16 protein-coding genes are annotated in these 12,867 nt (G+C 57.9%); 4 read left to right on the forward strand and 12 right to left on the reverse strand.

Annotated features, from left to right (window positions below; genetic code table 11):
* Window positions 1-316: 316 nt before the first annotated feature.
* Window positions 317-2,152: a dihydroxy-acid dehydratase gene (ilvD, locus tag AKG12_RS03955; RefSeq protein ID WP_052817942.1), complete on the reverse strand. Its 1,836-nt coding sequence runs from the start codon at window positions 2,150-2,152 to the stop codon at window positions 317-319.
* Window positions 2,153-2,464: 312 nt separating this feature from the next.
* On the opposite strand from ilvD, the gene msrP reads away from it, so the two are divergent.
* Together msrP and msrQ are read left to right on the forward strand one after the other, a co-directional pair.
* Window positions 2,465-3,406 (forward strand): protein-methionine-sulfoxide reductase catalytic subunit MsrP, encoded by a 942-nt coding sequence (gene msrP, locus AKG12_RS03960; protein WP_052817943.1) that lies wholly within the window; start codon window positions 2,465-2,467, stop codon window positions 3,404-3,406.
* A 2-nt stretch (window positions 3,407-3,408) separates the two neighbouring features.
* Window positions 3,409-4,056, forward strand: a complete 648-nt coding sequence (msrQ, locus tag AKG12_RS03965) for a protein-methionine-sulfoxide reductase heme-binding subunit MsrQ (protein WP_046798177.1) — start codon at window positions 3,409-3,411, stop codon at window positions 4,054-4,056.
* On the opposite strand, the gene AKG12_RS03970 is transcribed toward msrQ, so the two are convergent.
* The gene (locus tag AKG12_RS03970; RefSeq protein WP_052817944.1) at window positions 4,010-4,438 is read right to left on the reverse strand and encodes a ribosomal maturation YjgA family protein; all 429 of its coding nucleotides are present in this window, start codon (window positions 4,436-4,438) and stop codon (window positions 4,010-4,012) included. The two genes, msrQ and AKG12_RS03970, sit on opposite strands and share 47 nt — an antisense overlap.
* A 55-nt stretch (window positions 4,439-4,493) precedes the next feature.
* On the opposite strand from AKG12_RS03970, the gene AKG12_RS03975 reads away from it, so the two are divergent.
* Both AKG12_RS03975 and AKG12_RS03980 read left to right on the forward strand, forming a co-directional pair.
* Window positions 4,494-5,366 (forward strand): DUF817 domain-containing protein, encoded by an 873-nt coding sequence (locus tag AKG12_RS03975; protein WP_052817945.1) that lies wholly within the window; start codon window positions 4,494-4,496, stop codon window positions 5,364-5,366.
* Window positions 5,367-5,481: 115 nt separating this feature from the next.
* Window positions 5,482-5,805, forward strand: a complete 324-nt coding sequence (locus tag AKG12_RS03980) for a hypothetical protein (RefSeq protein WP_052817946.1) — start codon at window positions 5,482-5,484, stop codon at window positions 5,803-5,805.
* Window positions 5,806-5,883: 78 nt separating this feature from the next.
* Here the strand turns inward: AKG12_RS03980 and rplQ are convergent, their stop codons facing one another.
* The 10 genes from rplQ to rplR form a co-directional block, all read right to left on the reverse strand.
* On the reverse strand, window positions 5,884-6,309 hold the full coding sequence (rplQ, locus tag AKG12_RS03985; protein ID WP_052817947.1) for a 50S ribosomal protein L17: 426 nt from the start codon (window positions 6,307-6,309) through the stop codon (window positions 5,884-5,886).
* A 119-nt stretch (window positions 6,310-6,428) separates the two neighbouring features.
* Window positions 6,429-7,439, reverse strand: a complete 1,011-nt coding sequence (locus AKG12_RS03990) for a DNA-directed RNA polymerase subunit alpha (RefSeq protein ID WP_003495228.1) — start codon at window positions 7,437-7,439, stop codon at window positions 6,429-6,431.
* A 196-nt stretch (window positions 7,440-7,635) separates the two neighbouring features.
* A complete protein-coding gene (rpsK, locus tag AKG12_RS03995) occupies window positions 7,636-8,025 on the reverse strand; it encodes a 30S ribosomal protein S11 (RefSeq protein WP_003495225.1) in 390 nt (129 codons plus the stop codon).
* A 138-nt stretch (window positions 8,026-8,163) separates the two neighbouring features.
* Window positions 8,164-8,532 carry a 30S ribosomal protein S13 gene (rpsM, locus tag AKG12_RS04000; RefSeq protein WP_003507791.1) on the reverse strand — a complete coding sequence of 123 codons (369 nt, stop codon included), beginning with the start codon at window positions 8,530-8,532 and terminating at the stop codon, window positions 8,164-8,166.
* 307 nt (window positions 8,533-8,839) lie between these two features.
* Window positions 8,840-9,430, reverse strand: coding sequence for an adenylate kinase (locus AKG12_RS04005; RefSeq protein ID WP_046798174.1), 591 nt, complete (start codon window positions 9,428-9,430; stop codon window positions 8,840-8,842).
* Window positions 9,427-10,767, reverse strand: a complete 1,341-nt coding sequence (secY, locus tag AKG12_RS04010) for a preprotein translocase subunit SecY (protein ID WP_046798173.1) — start codon at window positions 10,765-10,767, stop codon at window positions 9,427-9,429. The genes AKG12_RS04005 and secY overlap by 4 nt, the downstream gene beginning before the upstream one ends.
* A 334-nt stretch (window positions 10,768-11,101) precedes the next feature.
* Window positions 11,102-11,581 carry a 50S ribosomal protein L15 gene (gene rplO, locus AKG12_RS04015; RefSeq protein WP_046798172.1) on the reverse strand — a complete coding sequence of 160 codons (480 nt, stop codon included), beginning with the start codon at window positions 11,579-11,581 and terminating at the stop codon, window positions 11,102-11,104.
* Window positions 11,582-11,597: 16 nt separating this feature from the next.
* Complete coding sequence (rpmD, locus tag AKG12_RS04020; RefSeq protein WP_003495212.1) at window positions 11,598-11,804, reverse strand: 50S ribosomal protein L30; 207 nt, start codon at window positions 11,802-11,804, stop codon at window positions 11,598-11,600.
* 11 nt (window positions 11,805-11,815) lie between these two features.
* Window positions 11,816-12,385: a 30S ribosomal protein S5 gene (gene rpsE, locus AKG12_RS04025; protein ID WP_046798171.1), complete on the reverse strand. Its 570-nt coding sequence runs from the start codon at window positions 12,383-12,385 to the stop codon at window positions 11,816-11,818.
* Window positions 12,386-12,504: 119 nt separating this feature from the next.
* Window positions 12,505-12,867, reverse strand: coding sequence for a 50S ribosomal protein L18 (gene rplR / locus AKG12_RS04030; RefSeq protein WP_046798170.1), 363 nt, complete (start codon window positions 12,865-12,867; stop codon window positions 12,505-12,507).

Raw genomic sequence — 12,867 nt, forward strand, 5'->3', positions numbered from 1 at the left:
CGTGCCGCATTCTGACGAGCGATCATGGACATGCAAGTTTATGACGCCAAAACAGCATGTTGCGCGAGCTTGAGGAATCATCCTCTAAGGCAGTTGAATCTGTTTCTGAACCGCGACTTGGCATTTGTGGAACATGCAGCAAAAAGCCGCCCCGGAAGAGCGGCTTCAAATCTCGCTCACAACCCGACGTCATGCTCGGGCTTGTCCCGAGCATCTGCGACGTCTCGACTGGAGGAAACGTGATCAGATCCTCGCCTCAAGGGCGAGGATGACGGAGAAGCTCTTCCCCCGTCAACTCGCAACCGTCAGCGACAACTTACTCCGGCAAAATCCGAACCGCGCCCTTGTCCGCGCTCGACGCAAAGGCGGCATAGGCCTTCAACGCTGTCGTGACATTGCGCTTGCGCGTTGCCGCCGGTTTCCAGCCCAGCTCTTCCTGCTCGGCGCGGCGCGCTGCCAGTTCGGCATCCGTGACCTTGAGGTTGATGGTGCGGTTCGGAATATCGATCTCGATCAGGTCTCCCTGGCGAACGAGGCCGATGGCGCCGCCCTGCGCCGCTTCCGGCGAGGCGTGGCCGATGGAGAGGCCTGACGTTCCGCCGGAAAAACGACCGTCGGTGATCAGCGCGCAGGCTTTGCCAAGACCCTTGGATTTCAGGTAGCTGGTCGGATAAAGCATTTCCTGCATGCCCGGTCCGCCCTTCGGCCCTTCGTAACGGATGACGACGACGTCGCCCGCCTTGACCTCATTGCCCAGAATGCCCTTCACCGCCGCGTCCTGGCTTTCGTAAACGACTGCCGAACCGTTGAATTTCAGGATGGATTCATCAACACCCGCCGTCTTCACGATGCAGCCGTCAAGCGCGATATTGCCGTAAAGCACGGCGAGACCACCATCCTTGGAGAATGGCTTTTCGACCGAGCGGATGACGCCGTTGTCGCTGTCGGTATCCAGATCGTCCCAGCGCGAGGACTGGCTGAAAGCAACCTGTGTCGGCACGCCGCCGGGGGCCGCCTTGAAGAATTCACGAACCGTCTCGCTGTTGGTGCGGGTAATATCCCAGCGATCGATGGCATCGCCAAGCGTCGCCTCGTGTACGGTATAGGTATCGCGATTGATGAGACCGCCACGCTCCAGCTCGCCGAGAATGCGCATGATGCCGCCGGCGCGGTGAACGTCTTCCATGTGCACGTCCTGCTTGGCAGGCGCAACCTTGGAAAGGCAGGGAACCTTGCGGGAAAGACGGTCGATGTCCTCCATGCCGAAATCGACGCCGCCCTCATGCGCGGCAGCCAGAATATGCAGAACCGTGTTCGTGGAGCCGCCCATGGCGATATCCAGCGACATGGCGTTCTCAAACGCCGCCTTGTTGGCGATTGTGCGCGGCAAAACGGTCTCGTCGTCCTGCTCGTAATAACGGCGGGCCAGATCGACGATCAGATGACCAGCCTCGACGAACAGACGCTTGCGATCCGAGTGGGTGGCAAGCGTCGAGCCGTTGCCGGGCAGCGACAGACCCAGCGCCTCGGTCAGACAGTTCATCGAATTGGCGGTGAACATGCCGGAACAGGAACCGCAGGTCGGGCAGGCGGAACGTTCGATGATCTTGACGTCCTCATCGGAAATCTTGTCGTCGGCCGCAGCCACCATAGCGTCGACCAGATCGAGCGCAACCGTCTTGCCATGCAGAACCACCTTGCCCGCTTCCATCGGGCCGCCGGACACGAAGACCGCGGGAATGTTGAGGCGCATCGCCGCATTCAGCATGCCGGGCGTGATCTTGTCACAGTTGGAAATGCACACCATCGCATCGGCGCAATGGGCATTGACCATATATTCCACCGAATCCGCGATGATCTCGCGCGACGGCAGCGAATACAGCATGCCGTCATGGCCCATGGCGATGCCGTCATCCACCGCGATAGTGTTGAATTCCTTGGCCACGCCACCCGCCGCCTCGATTTCGCGGGCGACAAGCTGGCCGAGATCTTTCAGATGCACATGGCCCGGCACGAACTGCGTGAAAGAGTTGACCACCGCGATGATCGGCTTGCCGAAATCGCTGTCCTTCATGCCGGTGGCGCGCCAAAGGCCGCGCGCGCCCGCCATGTTGCGGCCGTGGGTTGTCGTTCTGGAGCGATAGGCTGGCATGGTGTTTTCCTCGATCTCTCGGACAGAAGAGCCGTCTTCCGCAGCGCGGTCAAAACGGCCCCTGCCCTATTTTGCGGTTTTTCTAGCGCAAACCGCAAGCCCTGTCACTGTCACCTTCGGGCAAAACAGTACGGTTCGGTACGGTACGCTTCATCTACAGCCGCCAATCTGGCACTGGCTCATCACAAATGCGCGATTTTCACTGTGCGGCCGTTGTTTTTCCGCACCGCGCTGAAACATATCTGTGCAGTGGTCGTATTGGCTATCATAATCGATTTATCGCCGATGCACCCGGCTTTTGTGGAGGTTGAAATGCCCGCCTATCGCCCGCCCCTCATCTCGGCAAGTGAAATCACGCCGAAGAATATTTACCTGTCCCGACGCGGCTTTCTCGGCACGGCGGCTGGACTTGCGGCAATTGGGCTTACGGGTCGCGAAGCGATCGCCGCACCTCTTTCCGCAAAACCCGGTGCCTACAAGCTGGATGAAAAGCTCACCCCGCTCGACGCCGTCACCAGCTACAATAATTTCTACGAATTCGGCGTCGGAAAATCCGACCCGAAGGAAAATTCCGGCAAGTTCAAGCCTACCCCTTGGACGGTAAAGGTAGACGGCCTCGTCTCCAAACCGCAGGAATTCGGCATTGAAGAGCTGATGAAACATCCGCTGGAGGAGCGCACCTATCGCATGCGCTGCGTCGAAGGCTGGTCGATGGTCATTCCTTGGATCGGCTTCCCGCTCGCCGCTCTGCTCGACAAGGTGGAGCCGCTTGGCAGCGCGAAATATGTCGCTTTCGAAACCGTGGTGCGGCCGGACGAAATGCCGGGACAAAGCGGTCTGTTCCAGCCTCTTTCCTGGCCCTATGTCGAGGGGCTTCGCCTCGATGAAGCACGCCATCCGCTGACCATTCTCGCTGTCGGCCTTTACGGAGAAACGCTGCCGAACCAGAACGGCGCGCCGATCCGCCTCGTCGTGCCGTGGAAATACGGTTTCAAGGGCATCAAATCCATCGTGCGCATTTCGCTCGTTGAGAAACAGCCGGAAACGACGTGGAAAAACTCCAATGCCCGCGAATATGGCTTTTATTCCAATGTGAACCCGAAGGTTGACCACCCACGATGGAGCCAGGCGACGGAACAACGGATCGGCGAAGGCGGCTTTTTCGGCACCCAGAACCGCCCTACCCTGATGTTCAACGGTTATGACGAGGTGGCAAGCCTTTATACCGGAATGGACCTGAAAGCGAATTATTGACCATGGCCTTCGCCCTTCCGCTTCCATCGCTGCCAAAGCGTTACCAGCCGGCGGCCATCTGGTCGCTTTACGTGATCGGCCTCTGTCCGGGCCTCTGGTATTTCTATCTCGCCGCAACCGGCGGCCTCGGCTTTAATCCGGTCAAGGATTTCGAGCACCTGCTCGGCATCTGGGCGCTGCGCTTTCTCTGCCTTGGCCTGCTGGTGACGCCGCTGCGCGACCTCTTCAACATCAACCTCATCGCCTATCGCCGGGCGCTGGGCTTGATCGCCTTTTATTACGTGCTGGCGCATTTCACCGTCTATCTGGTGCTGGATCGCGGCCTGATCGTCAGCTCCATCGCCGGAGATATTCTCAAACGCCCCTATATCATGCTCGGCATGGCCGGGCTTGTCATGCTCTTGCCCCTTGCGCTCACCTCCAACCGCTGGTCGATCCGCAAGCTCGGCAGCCGCTGGAACACGTTGCACAAGCTCGTTTATCTCGTACTCATCGTCGGCGTGCTGCATTTTGTGCTGGCGCGAAAGTCGATCACGCTGGAACCGGTGTTTTATATCAGCACGATGGTGATCCTGCTCGGCTATCGGCTGGTGCGGCCCTCGATCATGTCGATGAAGAGAGCCAAACGCGCGAGACCCGTCCGGCCATAATGGCGGCAGCACCAATTCCAGCGATATAACAGACTATATTCCACAGCGAAAAAACACGGCCGAGCAGCAAGGCGCCGGCCGTCGTCGCACGAAACGCATCCAGCGCCGGGAAATGAACAAGTCGGATGAGTTCCACGAGAACAACGGCAAGAATGGCGATGTGGACCTCATAGCCATTCCAGCGGGATGGAAAGAAGGCTGCCAGCAGCAGATAGACCATCGCTCCCCAAAGCACGGATCCGCCATATTTTACCGCCACGAACGGCAGTCCCACGTCGTAACCGAAAGCCCGCAGGCAAAGGCCACAGACGACCACCGTCATCGCCCCCGCCAGAAACCCGCTGCGGGAGAAATAAGATGGGGATACGTGTGGCAGGCCCATACGGGTTCCTTCGGGTTTTCGTATGAAAGGTGACGAACTGAGATCGGGGACGGAAATGAGCACAGGAACAAGCCCGGCCGCAAGCCGCCTCTCCGTCTTGGACAATCTGCTCTGCGATACCTATCCCTGGGGCGAACTCAAGGGCATCAGGCGTTTTATCGTCGAGTTTCTGTATTTCGGCATCAAGGAAGCCCGCGCCTGCATGTTCGCCGGCTTGTTCTTCCTCTCCATCTTTGTGGTGCCGCATGGCGGAGTGCTCGGCATTCCCCGTTATGACGTGCTGCTGATCATTGCACTCAGCATCCAGTTCTTCATGATCTGGAGCAGGCTCGAAACGCTTGACGAGGCCAAGGCCATCCTGCTGTTCCATATCGTCGGCTTCGCACTGGAGGTGTTCAAGACATCGAGCGCCATCCAGTCATGGTCCTATCCGGATTTCGCCTATAGCAAAGTTTTCGGCGTACCGCTGTTTTCCGGCTTCATGTATGCCGCGGTCGGCAGCTACATCATTCAGGCGTGGCGGCTGCTGGATGTGCGCATTCGCCACTATCCCACCTACTGGATGGCGACCCTGATCGGCATCGCCATCTACGCCAACTTCTTCACCCACCACTTCATCGGCGACTACCGCTGGTACATCGCCGCCTGCGCCGTCGGGCTCTACTCCCGCGCAACGGTGATTTACCGCCCCTATGACCGCGACCGAAAGATGCCATTGCTTCTCTCATTCGTCCTCATAGGATTTTTCGTCTGGCTGGCGGAAAATATCTCCACCTTCTTCGGCATCTGGAAATATCCCGACCAGCTCGGCGCCTGGTCCGTCGTTCATATCGGGAAATGGAGCTCGTGGTCGCTGCTGGTCATCATGACCTTCACGATTGTCGCACACCTCAAACACATCAAGGCTCGTATTTACATTCCGGAGTGAAGAGGGAGCCAAAGACGTTCGGAAATCTCTTGTCATAAATGTCATCGAGACACTTGCTACGACGATATGGTCGGAGAAACGATGAGCTTCTCTGCGAGAGAGGCAAGACGACATCATGAAGAAGAGCATTACACCCGCGCCCGTTTTCCTGAAATTTACAGGCTACATGATCCAAGACTTCGAAATGTTCGAAAGCTTGGATGGCGTCTTACTTTTAGGTTTGTATCACTTAACCAAAAAGGAGCGGAATGAACTAAATACCTTCTTGGCGTCCCTGTTGCGCTCTGACGTTTCAGATAGCTTGATTGAAGATCTTTGGAACACGTCCAATGCTGAATTTGGTGCCGGAGGCAAGGGAATTAGATGGCTTCTCAATCGGACCATCGAGTTGATAGAAAGTGACGACGGCACTGACGGTTACTATCTGCGTCGCTCATGACTATTCCTTTGGAAAACAAAAAGCCGGGTGATCTCTCACCCGGCTCTTTAATTCACGACGCCTGAACGGCGTCAAACCTTATGCTGCTTCGGCAGCAGCAGCTTCTGCAGCAACGCGAGCCTTGTCGGCTGCGCCCTTGGCATCAACGTCGCGCTCGACGAATTCAACGACGGCGAGAGCCGCGTTGTCGCCCTGGCGGTAGCCGGCCTTCATGATACGCAGGTAGCCGCCGTTGCGGGTTGCGTAACGCGAAGCGATCGCGTCGAACAGCTTGCGAACGGCGTCCTGCTCCTTGATCTGCGAGATCGCCTGACGACGAGCGTGCAGGTCGCCGCGCTTGCCGAGGGTCACGAGACGCTCGACGATCGGACGGATTTCCTTCGCCTTCGGAAGGGTGGTGACGATCTGCTCATGGGTGATGAGCGAAGCAGCCATGTTGGCAAACATTGCCTTGCGGTGGCTGGCGGTTCTATTGAGCTTGCGGCCTGAATTTCCGTGGCGCATTGCTATTCTCCTTTAGTGCAGGTTTCCTGTGCGGACCTGCCGTTTCCTGGCACATGCAGATGACTTATCTGCTGTTTGACGGGGAAAGGCAGTCTTTAAAGGGTCTGCCTTTTTGATTGTTAGTACTGGTCTTCGTAACGCTTTGCGAGATCTTCGATGTTCTCTGGCGGCCATGCCGGCACTTCCATGCCGAGGTGCAGACCCATGGAAGCGAGAACTTCCTTGATTTCGTTCAGCGACTTGCGACCGAAGTTCGGCGTGCGAAGCATTTCGGCCTCGGTCTTCTGGATCAGGTCGCCGATATAAACGATGTTGTCGTTCTTCAGGCAGTTTGCCGAACGAACCGACAGCTCGAGCTCATCGACCTTCTTGAGAAGCGCCGGGTTGAACGCGAGTTCGGTAACCGATTCTTCTTCTGCTTCCTTCTGCGGCTCGTCGAAGTTGACGAAGACGCCCAGCTGGTCCTGAAGAATGCGAGCGGCGAAGGCAACGGCGTCTTCGCCGGAAACCGAACCGTTGGTCTCGATCGTCATGATCAGCTTGTCATAGTCGAGAACCTGGCCTTCACGGGTGTTTTCCACCTTGTAGGACACTTTCTTGACCGGAGAATAGAGGCTGTCCACCGGAATGAGGCCGATCGGGGCATCTTCCGCGCGGTTGCGCTCAGCCGGTACGTAACCCTTGCCGTTGTTGACGGTGAATTCCATGCGGATTTCAGCGCCATCATCAAGCGTGCAGATCACGTGGTCTGGGTTCAGGATCTCGATGTCGCCAACCGTCTGGATATCACCAGCGGTAACGGCACCCGGGCCCTGCTTGCGCACGACCATGCGCTTGGAATCGTCGCCATCCATCTTGATGGCGATTTCCTTGATGTTGAGCACGATATCCGTCACATCTTCCCGAACGCCGGGGATGGAGGAGAATTCATGCAGGACACCGTCGATCTGCACGGCCGTTACAGCGGCGCCACGCAGAGAAGACAACAGAACGCGACGCAGCGCGTTGCCGAGGGTAAGACCGAAACCACGTTCCAGCGGCTCGGCAACCAGTGTTGCCTTGGTGCGGCTGGACGAGGTGAACTCGACCTTGTTCGGCTTGATAAGTTCCTGCCAGTTCTTCTGAATCATCTTTAAACCTTCCGTTCGCCGCCACCATCCAATCGTGACGGACCGAGCATGAAAACACCGAGAGGAACCTAATTCAGTGGTTCATCAGTGGGTTCTTGAGCGCAAGTCCGTCGATCGAAATCGACGCGCACACGCCAGATACACGAAAATTCCGCCTGACCTGAGGACAAGGCGGAATTTCCGAACCACGGTCGCGTCAGACGCGGCGCTTCTTGCGCGGACGGCAACCATTGTGCGGGATCGGCGTCACGTCGCGAATGGAAGTGATCATGAAACCGGCAGCCTGCAGAGCGCGAAGTGCCGATTCACGACCGGAACCCGGACCGCAAACTTCAACTTCAAGCGACTTCATGCCGTGTTCCTGAGCCTTCTTCGCGCAATCTTCAGCAGCGATCTGGGCAGCGAACGGGGTCGACTTGCGCGAACCCTTGAAGCCCTTGGCACCAGCGGACGACCAGGCAATAGCATTGCCCTGTGCGTCGGTGATGGTGATCATCGTGTTGTTGAAGGTCGAGTTGACGTGCGCAACGCCCGACGTGATATTTTTGCGTTCGCGACGACGGACGCGTGCGGCTTCCTTGGCCATGTTATACCTTTCATTGATCTCTTCACCGCCGTAACACCAGCGGCTACACCGGCAATCAGCCCGTATTCGAGCTTTTCGCCAAACTCAGAAAGGCTGGCGCGGACTGCACCAGCCTCCCCTTTCCGGAGAACCGGAAAATTACTTCTTCTTACCAGCGATAGCCTTCGCCGGACCCTTGCGGGTGCGGGCGTTGGTGTGCGTGCGCTGACCGCGGACCGGAAGGCCACGACGGTGACGCAGGCCGCGGTAGCAGCCGAGGTCCATCAAACGCTTGATGTTCATCGACGTGTCGCGACGAAGATCACCCTCAACCTGATAGTCGCGGTCGATGGCTTCGCGGATCTGAAGAACTTCAGCATCCGTCAGCTGATGAACGCGCTTGTCAGCCGGAAGACCGACCTTGTCCATGATTTCCTGCGCGAATTTCGGACCAATCCCGTGAATGTAGGTCAGCGCAATAACAACGCGCTTCGCAGTCGGGATGTTGACGCCAGCGATACGTGCCACGTCTTTTCTCCTTGGTTCCAGTTGCCATCCGGCAAGTGGTGATTCCAGTCGAGCGACCAACAGGGCCGCCAGTTCAAAATTGATGTCCGTGACAGGTCAAAACGACCGAACCCGGATCTCCCTTCCCTGAGGGAAATCCGCGCCAGTCGCTTGGGATGTCGCGAGTTGGCGCGGTGTTTAACGGAATCAGCGCAAAAAAGCAACCGGCTCCGCCAAGATTCTTTTGCTATCCAAAGGACGAGCTAAATCATGAGAGCGGCAAATCGGGCGAAAATCGCCAGCAGATTTTGCCACCCCGCCCCAGCCGTCAGACTGAAGCTTTCTCGAGGACGTTTTCAATAGCCTCGGTCACGGCATCGACATCCGCCATGCCATCCAGCGTCACAAGCTCACCCTGTTCGCTGTAATAATTCGACAGGGGCGCGGTCTTCTCGCGATATTCCGTCAGCCGCTTGCGGAAGGCTTCCGGATTGTCATCCGAACGAACCGTACCGCCGGCGGCGATGGTTTCTGCGACGCGGTTTTCGATTCGGCGAATCAACGCCTCTTCGTCCACCTTCAGTTCAATGACGGCATCTAGGGCAAGATTCTTCTTGCGCATGTTCTCGGCAAGCGCCTTGGCCTGCGGAACGGTGCGCGGATAGCCGTCGAGAATAAAGCCCTTGGCACAGTCAGGCGCCTCGATGCGTTCGGAAACGATCTGATTGACGATATCGTCGGACACCAGCCCGCCGGCGTCCATGACGGCCTTGGCGCGCTTGCCGATTTCGGTGCCCGCGCTGACCGCAGCGCGAAGCATGTCACCGGTGGAAAGCTGCGGGATCCCGTACTTGTCAGTCAGCCGCTTGGCCTGGGTTCCCTTGCCCGCACCCGGCGGACCCAAAAATATCAGTCTCATCGTCCCCTCTTTCCTCCACGCAACTTCGACTTCTTGATCAGCCCTTCATATTGCTGCGCGATCAGGTGACCCTGAATTTGCGCAACCGTGTCCAGAGTTACACTGACAACGATCAAAAGCGAAGTACCACCAAGGGCTAATGGAATGCCCGTGCGTGCGATAAGTGTCTCAGGAAGGATACACACGAAGACCAGATAAATCGCGCCGACCACCGTGATGCGGGTCAGGACGTAATCGATGTACTCCGCGGTGCGGTCACCCGGACGAATGCCCGGAATGAAGCCACCGTGCTTCTTGAGGTTATCGGCCGTGTCCTTCGGATTGAAGACGATAGCCGTGTAGAAAAACGCGAAAAACGCGATTAGCAGGCCGTAGAGCGCCATGAACAACGGCTGCCCATGCTGCAGCGACGCGATGATCGCGGTCGCCCAGGATGGCAGATTGGTGTTTCCGGCAAAACCGGCAGCCGTCGCCGGCAGAAGCAGCAGCGAGGATGCGAAGATCGCGGGAATGACGCCGGCCGTATTGAGCTTCAGCGGCAGATGCGAGGTATCGCCCTGGAACATCCGGTTGCCAACCTGTCGCTTCGGATATTGTATCAGCAGACGACGCTGGGCGCGCTCCACAAAGACGATAAGCGCGATGACGCCGATGGCGACAAGGACGACCATAAGGATAAGCGGGGTCGAAAGCGCACCGGTGCGGCCGAGTTCCAGCGTGCCGGCAAGCGCCTTGGGCAGACCTGCGGCAATGCCTGCAAAGATGATCAGCGAAATACCGTTGCCGATACCACGCGAGGTGATCTGTTCACCGAGCCACATCAGGAACATCGTGCCGCCAAGCAGCGTGATGACAGTGGAAACGCGGAAGAACCAGCCCGGATCGACCACGAGGCCGTTGCCGCTTTCAAGGCCGACCGCAATGCCATAGGCCTGCAGCGTGCCGAGCAGCACCGTACCGTAGCGGGTGTACTGGTTGATGATCTTGCGGCCGGCTTCGCCTTCCTTCTTCAACGCTTCGAGCGAGGGCACGACAGAGGTCATGAGCTGCACGATGATCGAAGCGGAGATGTAAGGCATGATGCCGAGGGCGAAGATCGCCATACGCTCGACAGCACCACCCGCAAACATGTTGAAAAGACCGAGAATGCCGTTGGCCTGGCCCTGGAAGGCCTGCGCATAGGCTTCTGGGTTCAGGCCCGGAAGCGGAATATGGGTGCCAAGACGGTAGACGAGAAGTGCGGCAAGAGTAAACCAGAGACGCTTTTTCAGATCCTCCGCCTTAGCGAAGGTCGAAAAATTCAGGTTCGAAGCCAGTTGTTCCGCTGCGGAAGCCATAAATTTCTCCGAATGACCCTTGCCAGCCGACGAAACCGGCCGATGCGGAAAGGTCTAAAAGATACCGGTTCAAAAACCGGGCTTCGGACGAACACGGCTTTGCGCCGCCATCATGCCTCACCCTGTTTTTTTATGTCCTATCCCCTCCCCTACGGAAGTTCAAGAACTGTGAGGCTCTCCCTGCAGCACTTTATGCCGCAAGCGGCGCGCATAACAGCTGCACCGCGAAGAGTTTGCCATGATGCATCTCTAAATCGATTTAGATCGAAAGCAACATTGGCCAGGGAGCGCAGACGCCCGGAACACGAAGCCCCGGGCGCCTGAAGTCTATATATTACTCGGAAGCTTCGGCTGCAACCACGAGAAGCTTGATCGAGCCGCCGGCCTTCTCAATCTTTTCGAGTGCAGGCTTGGAAGCGCCGGCAACTTCGAAGGCAACCTTGGCCTTCAGCTCGCCGTCGGCGAGGATGCGTACACCGTCCTTGACGCGGCGGATAACGCCGGCTGCCTTGAGAGCAGCAGCATCGATCGTTGCGGAAGCGTCGAGCTTCTTGGCGTCGATGGCGGTCTGGATGCGGCCGAGCGACACAACAGCATATTCGGAACCGAAGATGTTGTTAAAGCCGCGCTTCGGCAGACGACGGTAGATAGGCATCTGACCGCCTTCGAAGCCGTTGATGGCGACGCCCGAACGAGCCTTCTGACCCTTCACACCGCGACCACCGGTCTTGCCCTTGCCAGAACCGATACCACGACCTACGCGGATACGATCCTTGGAGGAGCCTTCGTTGTCTCTGATTTCATTGAGTTTCATGATAGGTTACTCCGTCTCACTTCTCGTCAACGACGCGAACGAGATGCTGGACCGCACGGATCATGCCACGAACCGCCGGAGTATCTTCCAGGGTGCGCTGACGATGCATCTTGTTGAGACCCAGACCCACCAGCGTCTGACGCTGGATTGCCGGGCGGCGAATAGGGCTGCCGATCTGTTCGACCGTAACAGTCTTCTTGGCTTCAGTAGTTTTCTTGGCCATGATCCAGCTCCTTATTCTTCAGAAGCGTTGCCGGACGCGGCGCGGCGAGCCTGAAGGGTCGCAAACTTCAGACCACGCTGTGCAGCGATGTCCTTCGGATGAACCTGATGCTTCAGAGCGTCGAACGTTGCGCGAACCATGTTGTATGGGTTCGACGAACCGGTCGACTTCGCAACGACGTCATGAACGCCCAGCGTTTCGAAAACAGCGCGCATCGGACCACCGGCGATGATACCGGTACCGGCCTTGGCCGAACGCAGCAGAACCTTGCCGGCGCCATGACGGCCATTGACGTCGTGATGCAGCGTGCGACCATCGCGCAGCGGAACGAAGATCAGATCGCGCTTTGCGCTTTCAGTTGCCTTGCGGATCGCTTCCGGAACTTCACGAGCCTTGCCGTGGCCGAAGCCGACGCGGCCCTTCTGGTCGCCGACGACGACGAGAGCGGCGAAGCCGAAGCGACGGCCACCCTTAACAACCTTTGCAACGCGGTTGATCGCGACCAGCTTGTCGACGAATTCGCTATCGCGCTCTTCGCGGTTCTGGCGATCTTCGCGAGAACCTCTTTTATCCTGTGCCATTGTCCTTGTCCTTTTTCTTTTACGGGTGGAACGGCAAACGAAAAGACCAGCGGCCTCGATGAGGAGATCCGCATGGCCCGGTGAAATTCCGCCCGGATCGTTGTCCGGGCGGAAAAAAATCAGAAGTTCAGACCGCCTTCGCGGGCAGCATCTGCCAGGGCCTTGACGCGGCCGTGATAGATGAACGCGCCTCGGTCGAATACGACATCCTTGACGCCAGCCTTGACGCCGCGCTCGGCAACCAGCTTGCCCACGACAGATGCCGCAGCAACGTCGGCGCCGGTCTTGAGCGAGCCGCGCAGATCAGCTTCGAGCGTGGAGGCAGACGCAAGCGTCTTGCCAGCAACATCATCGATGATCTGGGCGTAGATGTTCTTCGACGAGCGATGAACCGACAGGCGCGGGCGGCCGTTGGCAACCGCCTTGATCTGGCGGCGCACACGGCTCGCGCGACGTGCAAGTGCTTCTTTCCTGCTAGCCAT

The organism is Agrobacterium sp. SUL3, assembly GCF_001263295.1.
Taxonomy (GTDB): domain Bacteria; phylum Pseudomonadota; class Alphaproteobacteria; order Rhizobiales; family Rhizobiaceae; genus Agrobacterium; species Agrobacterium tomkonis.